General features: G+C 67.1%; 21 protein-coding genes and 2 tRNA genes. 14 read left to right on the top strand and 9 right to left on the bottom strand.

Features of this window, described 5'->3' with window-relative positions:
* The first annotated feature begins 36 nt into the window (after window positions 1-36).
* A complete protein-coding gene (locus AOZ06_RS45305; protein ID WP_083472364.1) occupies window positions 37-1,941 on the top strand; it encodes a CocE/NonD family hydrolase in 1,905 nt (634 codons plus the stop codon).
* Here the strand turns inward: AOZ06_RS45305 and AOZ06_RS45300 are convergent.
* The 3 genes from AOZ06_RS45300 to AOZ06_RS45290 are packed head-to-tail and all read right to left on the bottom strand — an operon-like array spanning window position 1,938 to window position 4,037.
* A complete protein-coding gene (locus tag AOZ06_RS45300; protein WP_054295014.1) occupies window positions 1,938-2,939 on the bottom strand; it encodes a hypothetical protein in 1,002 nt (333 codons plus the stop codon). The two genes, AOZ06_RS45305 and AOZ06_RS45300, sit on opposite strands and share 4 nt — an antisense overlap.
* Window positions 2,940-2,965: 26 nt before the next feature.
* A complete protein-coding gene (locus AOZ06_RS45295; RefSeq protein WP_054295013.1) occupies window positions 2,966-3,181 on the bottom strand; it encodes a DUF397 domain-containing protein in 216 nt (71 codons plus the stop codon).
* A 13-nt stretch (window positions 3,182-3,194) separates the two neighbouring features.
* Window positions 3,195-4,037, bottom strand: a complete 843-nt coding sequence (locus tag AOZ06_RS45290; protein WP_054295012.1) for a helix-turn-helix domain-containing protein — start codon at window positions 4,035-4,037, stop codon at window positions 3,195-3,197.
* An 85-nt stretch (window positions 4,038-4,122) separates the two neighbouring features.
* On the opposite strand from AOZ06_RS45290, the gene AOZ06_RS45285 reads away from it, so the two are divergent.
* The gene (locus tag AOZ06_RS45285) at window positions 4,123-4,386 is read left to right on the top strand and encodes a hypothetical protein (protein ID WP_054295011.1); all 264 of its coding nucleotides are present in this window, start codon (window positions 4,123-4,125) and stop codon (window positions 4,384-4,386) included.
* Between the two features lie 9 nt (window positions 4,387-4,395).
* Window positions 4,396-5,166, top strand: a complete 771-nt coding sequence (locus AOZ06_RS45280) for a fumarylacetoacetate hydrolase family protein (RefSeq protein WP_054295010.1) — start codon at window positions 4,396-4,398, stop codon at window positions 5,164-5,166.
* A gap of 171 nt (window positions 5,167-5,337) precedes the next feature.
* On the opposite strand, the gene AOZ06_RS45275 is transcribed toward AOZ06_RS45280, so the two are convergent.
* Window positions 5,338-6,564: an FAD-dependent oxidoreductase gene (locus AOZ06_RS45275; RefSeq protein WP_054295009.1), complete on the bottom strand. Its 1,227-nt coding sequence runs from the start codon at window positions 6,562-6,564 to the stop codon at window positions 5,338-5,340.
* Between the two features lie 91 nt (window positions 6,565-6,655).
* Here AOZ06_RS45275 and gltX point away from each other — a divergent pair, with 91 nt between their 5' ends.
* The 4 genes from gltX (at window position 6,656) to AOZ06_RS45255 (ending at window position 9,322) form a co-directional block, all read left to right on the top strand.
* A complete protein-coding gene (gene gltX, locus AOZ06_RS45270) occupies window positions 6,656-8,140 on the top strand; it encodes a glutamate--tRNA ligase (RefSeq protein ID WP_054295008.1) in 1,485 nt (494 codons plus the stop codon).
* Between the two features lie 126 nt (window positions 8,141-8,266).
* Window positions 8,267-9,043, top strand: coding sequence for an HAD family hydrolase (locus AOZ06_RS45265; protein ID WP_083472363.1), 777 nt, complete (start codon window positions 8,267-8,269; stop codon window positions 9,041-9,043).
* Window positions 9,044-9,115: 72 nt separating this feature from the next.
* Window positions 9,116-9,187, top strand: a tRNA-Gln gene (locus AOZ06_RS45260).
* A 62-nt stretch (window positions 9,188-9,249) separates the two neighbouring features.
* Window positions 9,250-9,322: transfer RNA gene (locus AOZ06_RS45255), tRNA-Glu, on the top strand.
* 638 nt (window positions 9,323-9,960) lie between these two features.
* Here the strand turns inward: AOZ06_RS45255 and AOZ06_RS55455 are convergent.
* The gene (locus AOZ06_RS55455; RefSeq protein ID WP_179950785.1) at window positions 9,961-10,662 is read right to left on the bottom strand and encodes an IclR family transcriptional regulator; all 702 of its coding nucleotides are present in this window, start codon (window positions 10,660-10,662) and stop codon (window positions 9,961-9,963) included.
* A gap of 76 nt (window positions 10,663-10,738) precedes the next feature.
* Here AOZ06_RS55455 and leuC point away from each other — a divergent pair, with 76 nt between their 5' ends.
* The 3 genes from leuC to AOZ06_RS45240 all read left to right on the top strand — a co-directional run bounded on the left by leuC (window position 10,739) and on the right by AOZ06_RS45240 (window position 13,535).
* Window positions 10,739-12,175 carry a 3-isopropylmalate dehydratase large subunit gene (leuC, locus tag AOZ06_RS45250; protein ID WP_054295007.1) on the top strand — a complete coding sequence of 479 codons (1,437 nt, stop codon included), beginning with the start codon at window positions 10,739-10,741 and terminating at the stop codon, window positions 12,173-12,175.
* Window positions 12,176-12,193: 18 nt separating this feature from the next.
* Complete coding sequence (leuD, locus tag AOZ06_RS45245) at window positions 12,194-12,787, top strand: 3-isopropylmalate dehydratase small subunit (RefSeq protein ID WP_054295006.1); 594 nt, start codon at window positions 12,194-12,196, stop codon at window positions 12,785-12,787.
* Between the two features lie 166 nt (window positions 12,788-12,953).
* Window positions 12,954-13,535, top strand: a complete 582-nt coding sequence (locus AOZ06_RS45240) for an HU family DNA-binding protein (RefSeq protein WP_179950784.1) — start codon at window positions 12,954-12,956, stop codon at window positions 13,533-13,535.
* A 273-nt stretch (window positions 13,536-13,808) separates the two neighbouring features.
* Here the strand turns inward: AOZ06_RS45240 and AOZ06_RS45235 are convergent, their stop codons facing one another.
* The 3 genes from AOZ06_RS45235 to cofC are packed head-to-tail and all read right to left on the bottom strand — an operon-like array spanning window position 13,809 to window position 17,598.
* On the bottom strand, window positions 13,809-14,693 hold the full coding sequence (locus AOZ06_RS45235; RefSeq protein WP_157233596.1) for an NUDIX hydrolase: 885 nt from the start codon (window positions 14,691-14,693) through the stop codon (window positions 13,809-13,811).
* A 9-nt stretch (window positions 14,694-14,702) separates the two neighbouring features.
* Window positions 14,703-16,886, bottom strand: coding sequence for an RNA degradosome polyphosphate kinase (locus AOZ06_RS45230; RefSeq protein ID WP_054295004.1), 2,184 nt, complete (start codon window positions 16,884-16,886; stop codon window positions 14,703-14,705).
* A 58-nt stretch (window positions 16,887-16,944) separates the two neighbouring features.
* Window positions 16,945-17,598, bottom strand: a complete 654-nt coding sequence (gene cofC, locus AOZ06_RS45225; protein WP_054295003.1) for a 2-phospho-L-lactate guanylyltransferase — start codon at window positions 17,596-17,598, stop codon at window positions 16,945-16,947.
* An 89-nt stretch (window positions 17,599-17,687) separates the two neighbouring features.
* On the opposite strand from cofC, the gene AOZ06_RS45220 reads away from it, so the two are divergent.
* The 4 genes from AOZ06_RS45220 (at window position 17,688) to AOZ06_RS45205 (ending at window position 21,112) form a co-directional block, all read left to right on the top strand.
* Window positions 17,688-18,404 (top strand): lysophospholipid acyltransferase family protein, encoded by a 717-nt coding sequence (locus AOZ06_RS45220; RefSeq protein ID WP_054295002.1) that lies wholly within the window; start codon window positions 17,688-17,690, stop codon window positions 18,402-18,404.
* Between the two features lies 1 nt (window position 18,405).
* Window positions 18,406-19,407 (top strand): NAD(P)H-dependent glycerol-3-phosphate dehydrogenase, encoded by a 1,002-nt coding sequence (locus AOZ06_RS45215; protein WP_054295001.1) that lies wholly within the window; start codon window positions 18,406-18,408, stop codon window positions 19,405-19,407.
* The gene (locus tag AOZ06_RS45210; protein ID WP_157233595.1) at window positions 19,404-20,480 is read left to right on the top strand and encodes a cystathionine gamma-lyase; all 1,077 of its coding nucleotides are present in this window, start codon (window positions 19,404-19,406) and stop codon (window positions 20,478-20,480) included. Before AOZ06_RS45215 ends, AOZ06_RS45210 begins: the two co-directional genes overlap by 4 nt.
* A 206-nt stretch (window positions 20,481-20,686) precedes the next feature.
* Entirely contained in the window at window positions 20,687-21,112 is a 426-nt protein-coding gene (locus AOZ06_RS45205; protein WP_054294999.1) for a cysteine dioxygenase, read from the top strand.
* Here the strand turns inward: AOZ06_RS45205 and AOZ06_RS45200 are convergent.
* Window positions 21,084-21,752: a pyridoxamine 5'-phosphate oxidase family protein gene (locus AOZ06_RS45200; RefSeq protein ID WP_054294998.1), complete on the bottom strand. Its 669-nt coding sequence runs from the start codon at window positions 21,750-21,752 to the stop codon at window positions 21,084-21,086. The genes AOZ06_RS45205 and AOZ06_RS45200 overlap by 29 nt on opposite strands.
* Window positions 21,753-21,774 lie beyond the last annotated feature (22 nt).

The following is a 21,774-nucleotide window of genomic DNA, read 5'->3' as shown; positions in this document are numbered from 1 at the left end:
CGGTGGCAATCTCGCCCACTGGGAGGAGCTCCACGCTTGTTCGCAGGACGTAAGGCAGTTCGCGCTTTCGCGACGCTGACGGCAGGTGCGGTGGCGGTCGTCGCACTGCCGGCCGCGGCGGTCCACGCGTCACCCGGCGCGAAGGCGACGACCGAACCGAAGTACTCCTACGCGGACGCGATCCGCGAGACGGCGTACGTCGAGTCCTCGGTCGACGGGGACAACGACGGCCGCAAAGACCGGATCGCGGCCGACATCATCCGGCCGAGAGAGTCGGCCGTCGGGCTGAGAGTGCCGGTCATCATGGTGCCCAGCCCCTACAACGCCCCGGTCGCCGCGTCGGCGGCAACCGCCCGCGACCGGGCGGGGGAGCCGAAGGCCGACGACGAATACAAGGACGTCGAGGACGACGGCACCCCGTCGAAGTTCCCCGACTGGTACGACAACTACTTCGTGCCACGTGGATACGCCGTCGTGCTCGTCGACCTGCCCGGCACCCGTGCGTCGGAAGGTTGTCTCACCTCGGGCGGCAGCACGGAGGTGCTGGGGACGAAAGCGGTCGTGGACTGGGTCGGTGGCCGGGCCACCGCGACGAACAAAGCCGGGAACCGGGTCGCGGCGGACTGGTCGACCGGCAAGGTCGGCATGATCGGCCGGTCGTGGCGCGGCACGGAACCGATCGCGCTGGCCACAATGGACATCCCGAACCTGAGGACGATCGTGCCGATCTCCGCGATCAGCAGTTGGTACGACTACCAGCGGTCGGACGGCCAGGTCATGGGGCCGGACAGTCCGCGTCGGCTGGCCAGCAGGTGGGGATCCACCCGCAAGGTCAACCCCGGGGCGTGCCGCCCGGTCTGGGACAAGATGGCCGCCGACAGTGCCGAGAGCACAGGGAACTACAACGCGTTCTGGGCCGAGCGGGACTATGCCAAGGACGTGGCCGACGTGAAGCCCAGTGTGCTGATGGTGCACGGCCTCAACGACTGGAACGTGCGTACCCGCAACGGACAGCAGTTCTGGCGGGGCCTCAACAGCCCGAAGAAGCTCTGGCTGCACCAGGAAGCCCACGTCGACCCGTTCCAGACGCGCCCGGCGGAGTGGACCGCGACGCTGCACCGGTGGTTCGACTACTGGCTCCAGGGCATCGACACCGGGATCATGGCCGAACCGCAGGTCGGCATCGAGCGCGCTCCAGGGCAGTGGCAGAGCCACGCGGCGTGGCCGCCGCGCCAGTCCGCGCCGGTGAAGATGCACTTCGGTCAGGGCAACACCCTGCTGCCGCGGCGCGATCCGGCGGCGGGCAGGCAGTCGTTCAAGGAAGCGTTCGACCAGGGCCAGCAGAAGATGATCCTCGCACCGGGCCAGAACTCGGCCAACCGGCTGATGTTCGTCGGTCAACCGCTGCCGGGCGACGTCCGGCTCAGCGGAACCCCGGCGATCACCGTGGGCGCCAGGTCGTCGGGCGGCGGCGCGACACCGTTGACCGCGTTGCTGGTGGACCTCGGGGAGGACTCGCGCATCGCGCACAACGTGCCCGAGAGCGGGACCGTGCGAACAGGCCGGGAGATGTGCGTGGGCGCGGGTGACGCGGTCGACACCGGCTGTTTCGCCGAGTACGGGCTCGACGTCCGCACCAGCTCGGCCGAGATCGTCACCGAAGGCTGGACGAACACCAGTCACCGGGAGTCGACGCGGTTCGTCTCACCTGTGAAGCCGGGAACCCAGTACACGTTCCGGTGGCAGTTGCAGCCGGAGGACTACGTGTTCAAGGCCGGTCACCGGATCGCCGTGGTGATCGCGGGCACCGACTGCACGATGATCTCCGTGCCGGGCACGAACGACGACTGCAGCGTGCCGGCCGAGGACCCGTGGCCGAAGACGACGATGGACGTCGACCTGGCCAACAGCCACATCGAACTGCCGCTGGCCGACAGCTAACACGCCCAGCTGCGGAGCAACCGTCGGGCCGATCCACCGATCGGCCCGACGGAGTCCTCGAGAACGGCCTCGTCCGGCAGGTGCGCGTGGTCCACGGCGGACACAGCCAGCGCCGCGTCGTCGATGGTCGACGAACACACCGCACGCAGATAGCCGGGCACAGTGAGCTTGGGATCGGTGCAGCCGACAAGCGGAGTCCCGACGGCGGCGACGAACGGGAAAACGGTCCCGGGAATCCCGATGGCGGCCTCGGCGCGTGCGGATGCCTGGAGAGTGGGGACATCGCTGATCTCGTAGCGTTCCCACAGCTCGCGGTTCTCACGGGGGTGCAGGCCGACCAGGATCCGTTTGCCCGCAGCGGCAAGGTTCCCGGCGGCGGCCAGCAGCAGTTCGGTACCGGGCGCGGAGTTGCCCGTGCCGTCGGGACGCGTGACGCTCGTGATGACCAGTACGCGGTCCTTCTCCGGCGCCCGCGTAGGCAGGTTGTCGGTCTGCGGGGAGCCCACGACCCTGATGTTCCGCTGTGTCCCGAAGTACTTCCGGAACGAGCGCGCCTCAGCGGGGGAAGAAGCGGTCAGCAGCCGTAGCCGGTGCCGGAACTCCTTGGCTCGGGGAGCTTCGACGGGCTGGAGGTAGGCGAGTGAACTCGCGATGACGGGCAGGCGACGAAAGTGCCTGGCGCAGTCGGCAGGCCACGCCTCGGCCCCGTTGACGACCAGGAGGTCGGCTCGGGGAGCGTCGGCGAGAGCGGTGACGGGGACGGGATCACCGGGCTTGACCTGTGAATAGTCAGGGACAAGCTGCGTGATGTGCACACCGAGCCGCGCAGCCTCGGTGAGCAGGGGTTTGACGTGGTATGTGCCCCAGGGTTCGTTGGTGGCGATCAGCACTCGCTTATGCCTGGTTGTCTTCGCTGTCGTTGCGGCGGCCGTGCCGCTGCCGAGTGTGAGGAACGCGGCAACGGCTCCGCCCAGTACAGCACGCCGTGAGGAGTCCATGATCGGACTCTAGGAGACGAACCAGGTCAGCGCGTGATGGTCGTGAGGAACGAAGCCCAGGCCGGGTGGTCGAAGGTGAGGATGGGACTGGTGGCGTTCTTGGAGTCCCGAGCAGCAACCCGGTGAGCTGAAACGGACACCTCGACACAAGATCCGTTGTTGGCGCTGAAGCTGCTCTTGGTCCACGCGACTTCGACACAGTCGCCGTTGTTGGTGCTGAAGCTGCTCTTCCTCCATCGCATGGTGCCTCCAGGATCAGTGCCAGTCGATCACACTCCGGATCCAGGCCAGAGACTTCGCAGGAGTGAGAGCGACCGACTTGAGATTCTCGACTGCCATTTTATAGGTCCGCACATCATCTTGGTCCTGCACATAGACCGCGCCATCAACCTGCTCGGAGTATGCGATCGACTGTGCTTGAGCGAAGTCCAGCACCACAATTCGCCCCGTCATGGCTGCGTGCGGGCCATCTTCAGGCCGAATCACCTGGATGGTCACGGTCGGCAGCTTCGCCAAAGTCAACACGTGCCTGAGTTGAGCCTCCCGCACATCAGGAGTTCCCACGTCCAGTCGAAGGGCGCCTTCCCCGACAACCACATGCAGGTTGAGCGGCACATCATCGGTCAGGCGCTTGGCCCTGGTCAGGCGGAACGACACGAACCTCTCAGTTTGGTCCCGGCGCACGAATCCGGTCGCATCCGTTATGGCCTGCGCGTATTCCTCTGTTTGCAGTAGGCCCGGCAACACCATCGGCTCGAACACGAACTCCGACTCCGCCAACCCCTCCAGCCCGACGAAGGTCTTGAACCAGTCGGGCACCAAGTGCTTCCAGGGCGCGAGCCAGGATCGGCCGCTGCACGAACCGGCCAGCGACGCCATCCGGTCCACATCCCGTTGCGGGGCGCCGTACACGGTCATCAGGTTCGCCACGTCGTCCGGGTACTGCGTGTACTTGCCGGTTTCCATGTGACCGAGTTTCGGTCTGCCGATTCCGGATTTCCCGGCTGCCTGAGCGATGGTCAGACCCGCTTGCTTGCGGAAGTGGGTCAGCTCGGCTCCGACGAGCCAGTGCAATGCCGGGGGATCGTTGCGGGTCATACTGCTATTTTCCTTGCACCCCAAGGCTTGGTCATCACTCTAAGGTGTAGTGGCCGCTGCTAGAAATCTAGCTTAGGTTCGTTCTATGAGACTGGCGGAAGAAGTACTGGAAGACCTCGCCGAGATCGCCTCCGAGTGCGCTCCCCGCTTGTTCGCCGTCTACGGCGTCCGCCACGACCGCATCGCCGACGAGTCCGACTACTTCGTCGCGTACGGCATGGAGCTCAGCGACCCGCCGCTCGCCGTCCTCGCCTACCCCGACGGCAGCACCCACGTATCCGACTCGGCCGAGCTCGCTCTCCGCTCCCACCGGATCGGCGCCGAGGCACGCCTGATCTGGCTCAGCTAGTGTTCTGCCGTGCGTATTGCTCGTATTGCTCATTCCGAGGGGTTCGCCTACGCCGCCCTCGGCGATGCCGACGGACAGGAAGTCGCGTTGGAGATCGCCGAGCAGCCGTTCGTGAAACCGACGTTCAGCGGGCGCAAGTGGCCGCTCGCCGACGTCCGCCTCCTTGCTCCCGTTCTGCCCACCAAAGTCGTGTGCATCGGCAAGAACTACGCCGACCACGCCCGTGAGATGGGCGGCGAGCCGCCGGCCGACCCCGTGATGTTCATCAAGCCGTCCACCAGCGTGGTCGGCCCCAACGCGGCCATCAGGCTGCCTGCCGACTCGTCCCGTGTGGATTACGAGGCCGAGCTCGCCGTCGTGATCGGCCAGCCGTGCAAGGACGTGCCCGCCGAGAAGGCCTCGTCGGTCATCTTCGGCTACACCGTCGGCAACGACGTCACCGCCCGCGACCAGCAGAAGGCCGACGGGCAGTGGACGCGCGGCAAGGGCCACGACACGTTCTGCCCGCTCGGCCCGTGGGTCGAGACCCAGCTGGACGCGTCCGATCTGGCCATCCGCGCCGAACTGGACGGCGAGGTCAAACAGGACTCACGCACTTCCCTTCTCCTGCACGACGTGCCGAAGCTCATCGAGTGGGTCACGCGCGTGATGACGTTGCTGCCCGGTGACGTCATCCTCACCGGGACTCCGGCGGGTGTCGGTCCGATGACCGACGGCCAGAGCGTCTCGGTCACCGTCGAGGGCATCGGTACGTTGACCAACCCCGTGGTGGCCAAGTAGAGCTGACTTGGTCGCGCCGGTCGTTGTCGCCACGCCCCACGCCCCACGCCCCACGCCCGACATCGCCCCGGCCACGCTGGTAGGCGATCGCAGCGAAGATGCCGGTCGCGTGGGGCGGGTTGCAATGACCGGCGTCCGGCGACCAAGCCCGTCCTCGCGGAGCGAGGACAATCAAACTCTGCGGGCGAAGTCCGGGGCGTGCTCCGGACGGACCCCGATCGCCACCACGTAGGCGGGCACCGCGCGCAGCGGCGGGAACAGCCGGGTCGCGAGCGCCGGTCCCCTCGGGTACGTGTTCCGCTTACCTGTCAGCACGGGTTCGAGCACCGCGCGGTGCAGCAGCCGCTGCAATCCCTGCGCCACGACCATCGGCAGCCACCGGCGGCGCCGGACCTTCGCCAGGTCCGCCTCGCCGACGCGGCCCTGACGTAGCGGTTCCGCGAGAAGTCTCGCCGTCGCCGTCGCGTCCTGCACCGCGAGGTTGATACCGATTCCGCCGATCGGGGACATCGCGTGCGCGGCGTCACCTATGCAGAGCAGGCCGTCGGTGTGCCACTGGTGCAATCGGTTCACCTTGACGTCCAGCATTTTCACGTCGTCCATGCTCTTAATGGCGCCGACCCGGTCGGCCAGCCACGGCATGGCCCGGCGGATCCGTTCCCTGAACGCCTCGAGTCCCTCGGCGCGCAGTCGCGGATCAATCCCTTTTTGCGCCAGCAATGCCACCTGGTAAAAGCCTTCCCTGGTGATCGCGAGCGCCATGTTGCCGTCGGCGAACCCGAGCCGGAGAGATCCGGCGACCCCGGATTCGTCCTCGCGCCGGGGCAGCCGGAACCACCACGCGTCCAACGGCACCGGGAATTGCTCGGGGACCAGCCCGGCTTGTTCACGAAGCAATGAAGTTCGGCCGTCACAAGCCACCGTGAGGTCGGCGTGCAGTTCTCCTTCCACGCCGTCCGCGGTGCGATAACGCACCCCGATCACCTTCGAATCACGGCGGAGCAAGCCCGTGACCTCGGTGTTCATCCGCAGTGTGTACGTGGGCTCGGTCCGGCCCGCGTCGGCGAGCAGGTTCAGCAGGTCCCACTGCGGGACCATCGCTATGTAGTTGTACGGCTCACGCAGCTTGCCGACGTCCCCGATCACGTACATCCCGTCGTCGCTGGGGAAGCCGATCGTCTGCAGCCTCGACTGCGGCAGTTCGCGGAACTCGCGGCCGAGGCCGAGCTCGTCGATCAGCCTGATCGTCGACGCGTGCACGGTGTCGCCCCGGAAGTCGCGCAGGAAGTCGCCGTGCTTCTCCAGCACCGTCACCGCGATCCCGGCCCTGGCCAGCATCAGACCGAGGACCATGCCGGCCGGTCCGCCCCCGACGATCGCGCAGGTCGTGCGCTCCATCTCGAACCCCTCCTCTTTTCAACGCTCGTTGAATAGCTTCAGCATGCTCCTGTCGGGCGGGAACGTCAAACGAGCTAGCCTCTGCTCTGTTATGAACACGACATCGCTCGCGGGCGTGAGAGTCCGCTTCTGCCCGTCCCCGACGGGGACCCCGCACGTCGGGCTGATCCGCACCGCCCTGTTCAACTGGGCCTTCGCCCGGCACCACGGCGGCGAACTGGTCTTCCGGATCGAGGACACCGATGCCTCACGGGATTCCGAGGAGAGCTACAACGCGATCATCGACGCGTTGAACTGGCTCGGCATCGACTGGGACGAGGGGCCCGAGGTCGGCGGCGACCACGGCCCGTACCGGCAAAGCCAGCGCGGCGAGATCTACACCGATGTGGCCCGCCGCCTGCTGGAAGCGGGCGAGTTGTACGAGTCGTTCTCCACGCCGGACGAAGTCGACGAGCGCCGCAGAGCCGCCGGGCAGGACACCAAGCTCGGCTACGACAACTTCGACAGGAACACCACCGGCGAGCAGAAGGCCGCGTTCCGCGCGCAAGGCCGTGAACCGGTGCTGCGGCTGCGGATGCCCGACGAGGACATCACGTTCGCCGACCACATCCGCGGGGAGGTGACGTTCAAGGCCGGCAGCGTGCCCGACCCCGTGCTGGTCAGGGCGAACGGTGCCCCGCTGTACACGCTGACCAACCCGGTCGACGACGCGCTGATGCGCATCACGCACATCCTGCGCGGCGAGGACCTGCTCCCGTCGACCCCCCGGCAGATCGCGCTTTTCCAGGCGCTCAAGCGGATCGGCGTCGCCGAGTCCATTCCGGACTACGCGCACCTGCCGCTGGTCAGGGGCGAGGGCAACCGCAAGCTGTCCAAGCGGGATCCGGAGTCGAACCTCTTCACCTACCGGGAGCGGGGATTCCTGCCGGAGGGGATGCTGAACTACCTGGCGCTGCTCGGCTGGGCCATCGCCGAGGACCGGGACATCTTCAGCATGTCGGAGATGGTGCAGGCGTTCGACATCGGCAAGGTCAGCTCGAACCCGGCGCGCTTCGACCTGAAGAAGGCCGAAGCCATCAACGCCACGCACCTGCGCGCGTTGACCCAGGACGACTTCGTCAACCGCACGCTGCCGTACCTCGCGGCCGCGGATCTGGTCGCGGCGAAGCCAGCCGACGAGCAGGTCGCGCTGTTCACCGCGGCGGCGCCGCTGATCCAGGAACGCCTGGTCGTGCTGTCCGACGCGGTCGGCATGGTCCGGTTCCTGTTCCAATCCGAAGAGGACTTCGCGCCGGAGCCGGACTCCGCGGCCAAAGCACTGGGCGAGGACGCGAAACCGGTGCTGGACGCGGCACTGGCCGTGCTCGAGCCGTTGACCGACTGGACTACACCGGCCATCGAGGAAGCCTTGAAGGGCGCGCTGATCGACGGACTGGGTCTCAAGCCCCGTAAGGCCTTCGCTCCCGTACGCGTCGCCGTGACCGGCCGGACGGTGTCACCGCCGCTGTACGAGTCGATGGAGTTGCTCGGTAAGGAGCGCACCCTCACCCGCGTGAGGCATGCCCGTAACACCTGAGGGTCGTTGGTCCGATACAGGCAGTTTGGCCCCCTTGGCGACAAGGGGGCTTAACCGTATCAGCGACTGAATAGTTCACCTCGTCAGACGAATCGAAAACAGGGGAGAGACGCCTATCGTTTCTGGATGGCATCAGCGCTGGAGTTGCGGTCGGAGCGGGAAAGACCGGTTGGGAAACCACCGGAAATCGCAGCGGTCTGCCTGGACATCGACGACACCCTCGTTGATTTCACCTCGGCGGCGCGATCCGCATTATTCACGCTGATCGGCCGGGACGACATGTGGCCGGCATGGCAGCACACGACAGACGAGTACGTGGCGAGAGCGGTGGCGGGCGAACTCGACCCGACGACCATGCGCATGCAACGAACCAAGGCATTCCTGACCGACATGGGCGTCCTGCTGGACGACGAGACAGTGCAGGTGCTGGAAGACCGGCGGCTGACAGAGATGAACAGGGGCTGGCAGCTCTTCGCCGACGCCCTGCCGTGCCTGGACTGGATGAGGGCGGCGGGTCTGAAGCTCGCGGCTGTGACGAACGCCTCCGGCCCGGCCCAACGGGACAAGCTGGCAGGACTCGGCCTGACCCGCTTCTTCGACGCGGTGGTGATCGCGGGGGAAGTGGGGGTGGCGAAGCCGGATCCGGAGATCTTCCACACCGCCTGCCAGGAACTACACGTGGAGCCGAGCAGCGCGGTGCACGTCGGCGACCGGCTCGACCTCGACGCGATCGGAGCGAGGGACGCGGGCCTGCACGCGGTGTGGCTGAACAGGGAAGACGACGAAGCCGACGAGCGGACCCCGCAGGACGTCCAGGTCATCGGGGACCTGACCGAGCTGCCGTCGCTGCTCGTCAGCGAGTACGTGACCCCGTCGATGGGGGTCCCGCAGCCGCGTGGATGACCCCGGTTTTCAACCCGTGGGACCCATCGTCTACTATCTGTTCCGGCGCCAAGGAGAGATCCGAGACGCCGGTGGGGTATGGTGTAATTGGCAGCACGACTGATTCTGGTTCAGTTAGTCTAGGTTCGAGTCCTGGTACCCCAGCGAGAGAGACCCAAGCAGCATCTGCTAAGCTTCTCTCACACAAAAGAAAACAGAAAGTTCCTGGCCCCGTCGTCTAGCGGCCTAGGACGCCGCCCTCTCAAGGCGGTAGCGCGGGTTCAAATCCCGTCGGGGCTACGTGGGTGGTGGGCCTTGGTCAGTTGCTTCGCAACTTTTCCAAGGCCCACTTCGCTATTATTTTGGGGCCCAGCCCCTCAAACCCCCAGGGTGCTTGTTCCTCACCTTTTCAGCGGTGGGTACTTTCTTTTTACCAGCATTGTCGTGTCTCCTTTCGGGTACGCCGCGCTTTGGGTCTGGGCACTCCCTTGTTCTTGGAACATGCTGGGGTTGGTGGCCCTTGTCACAGCTTTGTGGACTGTGGGTGAGGTCCGCCTACGCGGACAGACCACGGCGATAGTCTCACGGAACTCGCCATTGCCAAGTGCGTCAGCGTAGGACCGCCTTGCGTTCCCTTCCTCCTGTATGGCCTGGGCGCAGCCCAACCATGGGTGTCAAAGGGGTCCGCCTATCCAAGCAACCAGGCTGAGAGCCGTACGGATCCCCTTGACGCCCATGGTTGCCTTCGGCAGGCCGTACGGGAGGAAGGGAAGGCGACCCTCTTCCCTCTTGGTGGTCTGCCCGCCGGCGAGGCTTCTCGTTACTGGTCTGCCTGTCGGCGAGGTTTTCCGTTAACGGTCTACCCGCTGGTGAGGAGTACTTGCGGCCGTTGAGGTTTCGGGCGTCAGGGATGTCTACTTTGGATGTCTGGAAGGGAGTCAGAGGCGGTTGTGGAGGGCGTCGGCTGCTGCCAGTAGGTCCGCTGCCCAACGGGAACCTGGGCGGCGGCCCATCCTGTCTATCGGGCCTGAGACCGACACTGCCGCTACGACGTTTCCTGCTCCGTCCCGGACAGGGGCCGAGACGCTTGCTACTCCCGGCTCCCGCTCTGCCACGCTTTGCGCCCAGCCTCGGCGGCGGACTTCCAGGAGGGCTCGCTCACCGAATACCGCGTCGTTCAGCAGTGCTCGCTGGGTTCCCGGGTCTGCCCATGCCGCCAGGACTTTCGCTCCTGAGCCCGCTGTCATCGGGAGGCGGGCTCCTACTGGCACCGTGTCGCGCAGGCCCGAGGGGGGTTCCGCCGAACAGACGCAGATTCTGTGCATTCCGTCCCGGCGGTAGAGCTGGACGCTCTCCCCGGTTATGTCCCTCAGCCGGGGCAGTACCGCGTTCGCCGCGTCCAGCAGGGGGTCCGTTGCTCCTCCCGCCAGTTCCGAGAGGGCCGCTCCCGGGCGCCAGCGCCCGTCGGATCCCCGGCGCAGCAAGCGATGCACCTCGAGGCCCACCGCCAGCCGGTGCGCCGTCGCCCTGGGCAGTCCGGTTTTCGTGCAGAGTTCCGCCAGACCACAGGGTTCCTTGGCAACGGCCTGCAGCACCGCCATTGCCTTGTCCAGTACCCCGATTCCGCTATGCTGTCCCACAGAACGATACTAGCTTCCCGATATCTGAGATGTCCAGTATTTGGGAACCCACCACGAAATCTGCGTTGGAGGAGCGATGGGCCACACGCTCGCTGAGAAGGTGTGGAACTCACATGTCGTACGGCGAGGTGAGGGCGACGAGCCGGATCTGCTGTACATCGACCTGCACCTGATCCACGAAGTCACCAGCCCGCAGGCGTTCGACGGGCTGCGTCAGGCGGGCCGCCCGGTCCGCCGCACCGATCTCACTGTCGCCACCGAGGATCACAACGTCCCCACGGTCGACGTCCAGCTGCCGATCGCCGACCCCGTGTCGCGCACGCAGGTTGAGACGCTTCGTCGCAACTGTGCCGAGTTCGGTGTCCCGCTCTACCAGATGGGCCACGACGAACAGGGCATCGTGCACGTCATCGGCCCGCAGCTCGGGCTCACCCAGCCGGGGATGACCGTGGTGTGCGGCGACAGCCACACCTCCACGCACGGCGCGTTCGGCGCGATGGCGTTCGGCATCGGCACGTCCGAGGTCGAGCACGTGCTCGCCACGCAGACGCTTCCGCTCAAGCCGTTCAAGACGATGGCCATCAACGTCGCCGGGTCGCTCCGGCCCGGTGTCACCGCCAAGGACATCATCCTCGCCGTCATCGCGAAGATCGGCACCGGCGGCGGACAGGGATATGTATTGGAATATCGGGGTAGCGCCATCGAGGAGCTGTCGATGGAAGCCCGGATGACCGTGTGCAACATGTCCATCGAAGCCGGTGCGCGCGCCGGTCTGATCGCGCCGGACGAAACGACGTTCGCGTACCTGAAGGGGCGCAAGCACGCCCCGCGGGACGCCGACTGGGATGCCGCGGTGGCCGACTGGAAGCAGCTGCGCACCGATGATGACGCTGTCTTCGACGCCGAGGTGGACCTCGACGCCGACGACCTGACCCCGTACGTGACGTGGGGCACCAACCCCGGTCAGGGCCTGCCGTTGTCCGGGAACGTCCCCGACCCGGAGCGGATCGCCGACGAGAACGAGCGCGCCGCCGCCGAGAAGGCCCTGTCCTACATGGACCTCGAGCCGGGCACCCCGCTGCGGGAGATCCAGGTCGACACCGTGTTCCTCGGATCCTGCACCAACGGGCGGATCGAGGACCTGCGGGCGGCCGCCGACGTGCTGCGCGGGCACAAAGTCGCCACCGGGGTCCGGATGCTCGTGGTCCCCGGCTCGATGCGCGTCCGCGAGGCCGCCGAGTCCGAGGGGCTGCACGAGGTTTTCCTGTCCGCCGGTGCCGAGTGGCGCTCCGCGGGCTGCTCGATGTGCCTTGGCATGAACCCGGACCAGCTCAAGCCGGGCGAGCGCAGCGCATCGACATCAAATCGCAACTTTGAGGGCAGGCAGGGCAAGGGCGGGCGCACGCACCTGGTCTCCCCGTTGGTCGCCGCGGCGACCGCCGTTCGCGGAACCCTGTCCTCTCCCGAGGACCTGCTCGCAGTCTCCAGCACTGGCACCGCAGGCACGGACTGAAGGAAGAAAAAGCACGTCATGGAGCCTTTCACCAAGCACACGGGGGTCGGCGTACCCCTCCGCAGGTCCAACGTGGACACGGACCAGATCATCCCGGCCGTCTACCTCAAGCGGGTCAGCAAGACCGGTTTCGAGGACGGTCTGTTCGCCGCGTGGCGGCAGGACGAGCAGTTCATCCTCAACCAGGAGCCCTACCGCGCGGGCAGCGTCCTGGTGGCCGGTCCGGACTTCGGCACGGGCTCGTCGCGCGAGCACGCCGTCTGGGCGCTGTCCAACTACGGCTTCCGGGCCGTCATCTCCGCCCGGTTCGCCGACATCTTCCGCGGCAACGCGGGCAAGCAGGGTCTGCTCGCGGCCCAGTGCGAACAGCACGACGTGGAGCAGCTGTGGAAGCTGCTCGAGGCCGAGCCGGGCACGGAAGTGACCGTCGACCTGCGGGAAAAGCTTGTCACAGCCAAGGAGTTCACCGCCCCGTTCACCATCGACGACTACACCCGTTGGCGCCTCTTGGAAGGGTTGGACGACATCGCGCTGACTCTTCGACACGCCGGAGCCATCGATTCGTTCGAGGCTTCCCGACCCGTCTGGAAGCCGTCCACAACCCTTGCCTGACGGGCTGATTCCAGGGCCAAATGTCACCCCGATGGGCGGATCGCAAAACTCATAAGGAAAAATATGGCGTGGCGCGTGGTGGTCGCGCGCTTTTCGGCATATGGTGGCGAGAAGTCGGCCGCGAAAGGCCGTAACCGTCATGTGGTCAAAAGTGGAGGACAGAAGGGTGAACAAGGCCCAGCTCATCGAGGCGCTCACGGAACGCCTGGGCGACAAGAAGACCGCAGGCGCTGCGGTCGACGGTCTCGTCGACGTGATCGTTCGCACGGTCAACAAGGGCGAGAAGGTCAACATCACCGGCTTCGGTGTTTTCGAGAAGCGCGCCCGCGCAGCGCGGACCGCGCGCAACCCGCGCACCGGTGAGACCGTGAAGGTCAAGAAGACCAACGTCCCAGCGTTCCGGCCGGGCACCGGCTTCAAAGAGGTTGTGAGCGGCGCGAAGAAGCTGCCGAAGGTGGCCGCCGCCAAGTCGGCGACCAGCCGCAGCACCGGCACCACCACGCGTGCCGCTGCCACTCGCAGCACGACTTCGACTCGTACGCGCGCAGCAGCCGCGACGACGACCGCCCGCAAGACGGCGGCCGCCAAGCCGGCCGCCACCAAGGCGGCCGCGAAGCCGGCAGCAGCGAAGACCACGACCACGCGTCGTGCCGCTGCGAAGCCTGCTGCCGCCAAGACGACTGCCAAGGCTCCGGCGAAGAAGACCTCCGCCGCGGCTGCCAAGAAGCCGTCGACCCGCAAGAAGTAAGCAGTAGCCACAAAGCCGTGAGGGCCGCCCGGGGACGCCCGGGTGGCCCTCACGGCTTTGTTGTGCCCACAGGTACTTCGAAACCCGCCCAGGGCCGCACTGGTGACCGTCGATCAGTTGACTGCCCTGTAAGCCGCTGTGGCGGCGTTTCCCCAGGTTCGCGAGGTCCTGACCGTTCTGGCACTCCCGAACCGGCTACGGGCCGACTGGATGCCTTCAACGTCACTTGTGGGGGCATCCCACGTGTGCACGCGGAATACCCCCAACAGTGTTTCAGGGCTTGGGGAGTGGACTGGGATAGTAATCGGCCGAAACCAGGCCAAGTCCCGGTTGGACGAACGTCAGCACCACCAGACTGCCCTTCTTCGCCCGGACTTCCGGCAGGTCAAGGCCTGAATCCCTGGCATAGGCCGAGATCAGGCCGGGGATCACGCCGCCCTGGCTGGACACCACCGCGATCCCCTCGCCACCAGCGATTTCCCGCAGCGCCGCCACCGCGGCGGCCGGATCACCCGAATACCGCAGTTCACCGAGCGACGGCTCGATCCGGACCGTCCTACCCAGATCCGCGGCCAGGCCCGCAATCGTCTGCACGCACCGCGCGGGCGGCGCCGAATACATTCGGTCGGCGCCGAAAAGCGGCAACAAGTCCCGCAGCGCCGCCGCCTGCCGCAGACCGGCAGGCGAGAGCGGGCGGTCGATATCCGCGCCGCTCCAGTCTTCCCGTTTCCCGGCCTTCGCATGCCGTACGAGCAGCACAGTCGTGGTTTGCGGTGGCAGCCGGACGAACTCGTCGAGCACCGCGACATCCTGTGGATAAGTGAGGATTTCGCGTGCTCGCGCCGGTGCCAGCCAGCGCATCCGGTCGACCTCGTCGTTCGGTTCGAACGCCCCGTCCACCGCCCGGGCGGCGAAGTAGTCCACGTGTTTGGGCGCCCCGCGCACCGAATAGCGAACGGTGTTCAGGTGCCTGCCGAGCACGACGCGGAACCCGGTCTCCTCGGCCAGTTCCCTGACCGCGGCCATCGGCGCCGTTTCACCGCTGTCGAGTTTCCCTTTCGGCAGCGTCCAGTCGTCGTAGCGGGGACGGTGCACGACCGCGACCGCCCCGTCCCGCCACGCGACCGCGCCTGCCGCCGCGATTGAACCGTGTGACACTTTCGCTACTCAGCCTTGTGCCCCGTGCAGGGCGATCATTTCCCGTTGGTGGTCGCGGACCTGGTCGCTGCCCTGCGGGGCGGGTTCCCATTCCCCGTCCGGCTGCAACACCCAGCACCTGGTGCCCGGATCGAGCGCCGAATCGAACATGGCGTCCAATTGTTTTACCAAGCGGGGATTGCGGACCGGGACCTGGACTTCGACGCGGCGGTCCAGATTGCGGTGCATCATGTCGGCGCTGCCGATCCAGTGCTCGCCGCAGCCGACGAAGTGGAACACCCTGGAGTGCTCGAGGAACCGGCCGAGGATCGACCGGACCTCGATGTTCTCGCTCAGTCCGTCGATGCCCGGCTTGAGCGCGCAGATCCCGCGCACCACCACGTCGACCGGAACACCGGCCTGCGACGCCCGGTACAGCGCGTCGATGACCTGCTCGTCCACCAACGAGTTCACCTTGAACCGGATGCCTGCCGGCTTGCCCGCACGGGCGAATTCGATCTCCTGTTCGATCCGCTCGACGATGCCGCGGCGGATTCCGTGTGGTGCCACCAGAAGACTGCGGTACGTGTTCTGCCGTGCGTATCCGGTCAGCACGTTGAACAGATCGGTCAGGTCCGCGCCGATCGACGGTTCGGCTGTGAGCAGGCCGATGTCCTCGTAGAGCCGCGCGGTCTTCGGGTTGTAGTTGCCCGTCCCGATGTGGCAGTAACGGCGGATCGTCGAACCCTCCTGGCGCACCACGAGCGAGGTCTTGCAGTGCGTCTTCAGGCCGACCAGGCCGTACACCACGTGCACGCCCGCCTTCTCCAGCGCACGCGCCCACTTGATGTTCGCCTGCTCGTCGAAACGGGCCTTGATCTCGACGAGCGCGACGACCTGCTTGCCCGCCTCGGCCGCGTCGATCAGCGCGTCCACAATGGGCGAATCACCCGATGTCCGGTACAGGGTCTGTTTGATCGCGAGCACGTGCGGATCGCTGGCCGCCTGCTCGATGAAACGTTGCACACTCGTCGAGAAGGAGTCGTACGGGTGGTGCACCAGCACGTCGCCTTCCCGCAGCGTCGCGAACACGCTCTTGGGCGTCTCGTGTTCGGCGAAGGCGGGGTGTGTCGCGGGCACGAACGGCGCGTCCTTGAGGTCCTTGCGGTCAACGGCATGCAGCTGCCACAGGCAGGACAAGTCCAGCAGGCCGTTGATGACCACGACGTCGTTCGGGTGCACCTCCAGCTCACGCAGCAGCAGCTCCTGCATGTGCTCGCTCATGTCGCTGGCGATCTCCAGCCGCACCGGCGGGCCGAACCGGCGCTGCGCCAGTTCGCGTTCCAGCGCCAGCAGCAGATCCTCGTCGCGGTCCTCCTCCACTTCCAGGTCCGCGTTCCGGGTCACCCGAAACTCATGCACCTCGGTGACTTCCATTCCGGTGAACAACTCACCGAGATGGGCCCCGATCAGATCCTCCAACGGCAGGAACGTGGCGCTCCATTCGTCCCCATTGGACTGCACCTGGAGCAGTCTCGGCACGTTGTCGGGCACCTTCACCCTGGCGAACCGCTCGGTGCCGGCCTCGGGGTCCCGCACGGTCACCGCGAGGTTGAGCGAGAGCCCCGAGATGTACGGGAAGGGGTGCGCCGGGTCGACCGCGAGCGGTGTGAGCACCGGGAAGATCTGCTCGGTGAAGTAGACGAGCAGGCGTCGCCTGTCGTCGTCCTCCAGCTCCGCCCAGCGCACGATGCGGATGCCGCGCTGCGCCAGCTCAGGGCGGATGCGCTGCTCGAACGCGGAGGCGTGCTGCTCGACGAGCTCCTGGTTGCGTTTGGCGATGTAGGCCAGCTGTTCGCGCGGGGTCAGCCCGTCGGCGCTGCGCACCGACAGCCCGGTCTCCCTGCGGCGCTTGAGCCCGGCGACGCGGACCATGTAGAACTCGTCGAGGTTGGACGCGAAGATCGCGAGGAACTTGGCCCGTTCGAGCAGCGGCTGCGACTCGTCCTCGGCCAGCGCGAGCACCCGGGCGTTGAAGTCCAACCAGGACAGTTCCCGGTTGAAGTACCGGTCGTCAGGCAGCCCGTCGACGGCCGCCGACGCGGTCGTCGCCGCCGGTGGTGCCGACGGCGCGCTCCGTTCCGGCCGTTCCGGCCGGTTCGGTGGGGGCGGCGGCGCTGGCGCTGGTGGCTGGTCGTTGTTTTCGGTGCTCACAGCAAGCCATTGTCCAGCACTTATCGCGTAAGTGCGCGTCCCCGTGTGGACAACGTGGTTAACACTCGATCGGCCCACCCGCCATCGCGCACAGTAGCGCGGTGCTGCGAAGCCCGAGACCGAGCTCACGGGCCACAGCGAGGTCCTGCGCGGTGTCGACGTCGCACCGCAACGACGGCCATTGCCCGGTGAGCGGGAGCGCTCCGGAAGCCGCGTGCGCCAGTGCCGAACCCACGCCGAACATCGGGTTGAGCGGATGCCCGGCGGCGGACAACAACAAGGTGGTGCCGGTCGTCTGCCGGTCGGCGCAGAAAGCGCGCCTGCCATCGGCGGTTTTGATGGCCGCGGCCAGGTCGTCCGGCCGCAGCGCGGGCAGATCCGCCTGGAGTGCGCCGATTTGTCCCTTGTCCTTCCGGTCGGGACCGTCCGACTGGCGCAGCAGGGCGGCTCCGTGCCGCAGGGCTTCGTTCAGGCCACGGGCCGGGCCTTCCGGTACGCACTCGAATCCCTCGGCAGCGAGCACGCTCGCGACAGTCGGATCCGAGCTGACGACCAGCACCCGGCGCACGCCGTCGGCTTCGCCTGCCGCGGTGACTGTGTCCAAAAGCACGGCGAGCACCAGGTTGGCGTGCTCGTCGGGCGCCACCGCGCCGCGCAGCCGCGACTTGGCGTCCGGCAGCGCCTTCACCGGCACCACGAGATCTGTCTCCACCGTGACGATTCTGCATCAAAACCAGGCCGGAATGCCTGTGATCGGCGACGACCTAGACTCCGTACGTCTTGTACTGCGGAGGAGGAGCTTTGGCGCGTCGTGAGAAGGATGGGATCTGGGTCAAGATCTGCGCGGCGGTGTTCTACCCGATCACCTGGCTGGGCAAGCGGGTCACCCGAGGCACGGAGCGCATACCCCGCCGAGGTGGGGCGATCCTGGTGTTCAACCACGTCTCGCACCTCGATCCCGTGATCGACGCGGTGTTCGTGCACCGCAACAAGCGGGTGCCGAGGTTTCTGGCCAAGGACAGCCTCTTCCGCATCCCGGTGGCCGGAAGGATCATCGCGGGCGCGGGCACGATCCCGGTGTACCGGGGCACGTCCAACGCCGCTGAGAGCCTGCGCGACGCCACCAAGGCGCTGAGCGAGGGCAAGATCGTGTGCATCTACCCGGAAGGCACCATCAGCAAGGACCCGGAGGGCTGGCCGATGCGGTCGTTCCCCGGTGTGGCGCGGCTGGCGCTGACCAGCGACGTGCCCGTGCTGCCGATCGCGCGGTGGGGCACCAACCACATCTACAACGGGTACACGAAGAAGTTCAGCCCGTTCCCCCGCAAGACCATCACCACGTACGTCGGTGAGCCGGTCGACCTGTCGCAGTACCGTGGCGAAGACCCGCCGACCAACACCGCCCTCGTCCGCGTCACCGAGCTCATCATGAACGACGTGAAGAAGCTGCTCGCGGAGATCCGCGGCGAACAGGCGCCGGCCGGGTACTTCAACCCGAAGAAGAAGGCGGAGAGCTGACATGGCGCTGGCGCGGATCGCGGTGCTCGGCGCGGGTTCGTGGGGCACCACCTACGCCAAGGTGATGGCCGACGCGGGCCGGGACGTCGTGTTGTGGGCCCGCAGGCCCGAGGTCGCCGAAGCGGTGACCAGGCAGCACGAGAACCCCGACTACCTGCCCGGTGTCCGGCTGCCGGACAACCTCACGTCCACATCGGACCCGGTTGAGGCGCTGGACGGCGCCGAGGCCGTCGTGCTCGCCGTGCCGAGCCAGAGCCTGCGCGTGAACCTGTCGCGCTGGCGGCTTCCCGCCGGTGCGACGCTGGTCAGCCTGGCCAAGGGCGTGGAACTGGGCACGCTCAAGCGGATGAGCGAGGTCGTCGCGGAAGTCGCGGGCGTGCCGTCGAATCACGTCGCCGTGGTCTCCGGACCGAACCTGGCCATGGAGATCGCACGCGAGCAGCCGACCGCGACCGTGATCGCGTGCGAGGACCACGACCGGGCCGTCGACCTGCAGCACGCCAGCACCACCGGGTACTTCCGGCCGTACACGAACACCGACGTGATCGGCTGCGAACTCGGTGGGGCGTGCAAGAACGTCATCGCGTTGTCCTGCGGGATGGCCGCGGGCATCGGGTTCGGCGACAACACGCTGGCCACGCTGATCACGCGGGGACTGGCCGAGACCGCCCGGCTGGGCATGGCGCTCGGCGCGGACCCGATGACCTTCGCCGGCCTTGCCGGGCTGGGGGATCTGGTCGCGACCTGCTCGTCGCCGTTGTCGCGCAACCGGACTTTCGGCGAGCGGCTCGGCCGGGGGCAGAGCCTGGCCGAGGCCCAGCAGGCGACGCACGGCCAGGTCGCGGAAGGCGTGAAGTCCTGCTCGTCGATCAGGGCGCTGGCCGTGCGGCACGGCGTCGACATGCCGATCACCGAGGTGGTGCACCGGGTCTGCCACGACGGTCTCGACCCCCGCGAAGCAGGCGCCGAACTGATCGGCCGCAAGGTCAGGCCGGAGCGGTGACCGGGTACGGAGACGGGACCCGTTGCGTGCACGGCGGTATGCCCGACCCCCAGCCGGGGACCCCTTTGCAGGCATCGCCGGTCTTCGCGACCGGCTTCCACGCCGGGCATCCGTCCTATGGATACGGCCGGGCGGACAACCCGACCTACCGGGCGCTGGAGTCGGCGATCGGTGCACTGGACGGCGGGGAATGCGTGGTCTTCGCCTCCGGGATGGCCGCCATCTCGGCCGTTCTGGGACTGGCGGCCGGGAAAATCGTGCTGCCGTCGGACGGTTACTACCTGACGCGCACTCTCGCCGCCGACCTGCCGGTCACTGTCGCCGAGGTGCCCACAGCGGGGCCGTGGCCGTCGTTCGACGGCGTTGACCTGGTGTTGCTGGAAACGCCGTCCAACCCGGGCCTGGACGTGTGCGATATCACCGCGTTGGTCTCAGCGGCGCACGCGGCAGGCGCCCTTGTGGCTGTGGACAACACGACCGCGACGCCGATCGGGCAGCGGCCGTTGGAGCTCGGTGCGGACATCGTGGTGTCCAGCGACAGCAAGGCGCTCGCCGGGCACAGCGATGTCCTGCTGGGACACGTGACCTGCCGGTCGGCCGACGTGGCCGGCAGGATCCGGCACGCGCGGACCGTGCGCGGCGGGATCCCCGGCCCGTTCGAAACCTGGCTGGCGCACCGCGGTCTCGGCACGCTGGATCTGCGGCTGGCCAGGCAGGCGCGCAACGCTGCCGCGCTTTACGCGGCGCTGAGCGGACATCCGCTGGTGTCGGACCTGCGATGGCCTGGCGCCGAGCAGGATTCGTCCTACGTCGTGGCGTCCAAGCAGATGCGCAGGTTCAACGGGGTTTTCACGTTCACACTCCGGTCGCAGGACGCGGTCGAGCGGGTGCTTGCCGCGTCGGAACTGGTGACCGCGGCGACGAGCTTCGGCGGGTTGCACAGCACCGCCGACCGCCGTGCGCAGTGGGGCGATCCGGTGCCGCCGGGGTTCGTGCGGTTCTCCGCGGGGTGCGAGGACACCGACGACCTCGTCGCCGACGTGCTGCGGGCCCTGTCCACATCGGACCTATAGCCCCATCCGTCACACCTGTCACATCGGTCCACACCTTGGACGTGATTTGACGGACATGTCCCGCGCTGCTTTCCTAGTCCGCATGATGCGCGCCATGGCCGACGGACGAGGTCACATCGACCTCGGGTTCGTCGCGAGCGCACTGTGTCTTCCTCGGTGATCGGCCCGCTGTCATCGACCACGCCTGTGTCATCCGAGGAATCTCCATGTTCGCCGTACCTGAGAACACCGTCGCGCTCGCCGCTGCTCCCGAGGTCAAGCACCCCGCCAGGATCGCCATCGAGTACGCGCTCGACCGGGATCGCTGGCGCAACCAGCTGCGCTACGACCCGGCCGAGCGTTTCTCCGTCCTGCTCGACCGCACGGACGACCACGAGATCTGGCTGATGAGCTGGCTGCCGGGGCAGTCGACGGATCTGCACGACCACGGCAGCGCGACCGGTGCGTTCACGATCGTGTCCGGTGTCCTGACCGAGCAGGTCATGCGCACCGGCGACACCCTCCACCTGCGGCCGGGCCAGTCACGCGTGTTCGCGCCGCACTACGTGCACCAGGTCGCCAACCAGGGCGCCGACCCCGCTGTCAGCATCCACGTCTACCGGGCTACGCGGGAGATGCGGACCTATCCCTGATGTGAGCCGGAGCGTCCACCCACCCCGGTGAGAGGTCCTCGCTCGGTACGGGTGCGCCCCAGTGCCGCGTCAACGGAAGCACGCCCGCCCACGCGATGTCGCTCTCGATGTCCTCGGGTTCGTCGCCGGGGCCGCCGGTGCGGATCTTCACGGCGGCTTCGTCCAGCGGCAGGGCGATCACCTGGGTTTTCGCCATCTCCTTCGCGCTCGGCAGCCTGCTGTGCTGCCACGAGCCGGGAGCCATGTGCTCGGTGAGCACTTTGAGGCCGTGCATGCGTTCTTCCTCGGACTCCACCAGCCGGGCGCGGCCGTGCACGACCGCCGAGCGGTAGTTGGCGGAGAAGTGGAACACCGAGCGGGCGTAGACGATGCCGTCGACGAGCGTGACGGCTACACATATATCTGTGTCGAGTGTGTGGCGCAGGCTCAGCGCTCCGGTTGAGCCGTGCAGGTACAAGGTGTTGCCGTCACGGCCGTAGCCGGTCGGCAGGACGACGGGCGCGCCGTCGATCACGACCGACAGGTGGCAGATCAGCCCGGCGTCGAGGACGGCGTCCAGTGCGGCCCGGTCGGCGACAGCTCTTTTCTTCCCGCGTTTGATTGTGCTGCGGGGTGTGGGCGATAGTGGAGTGCGGGTCACGGCTACCAGTGTGTTCGGCAAA

Origin of the sequence: Kibdelosporangium phytohabitans, assembly GCF_001302585.1 — a bacterium.
Taxonomy (GTDB): domain Bacteria; phylum Actinomycetota; class Actinomycetes; order Mycobacteriales; family Pseudonocardiaceae; genus Kibdelosporangium; species Kibdelosporangium phytohabitans.
Note: the sequence above shows the minus strand (reverse complement) of the source record. Positions and strands in the feature narration are given on the sequence as shown.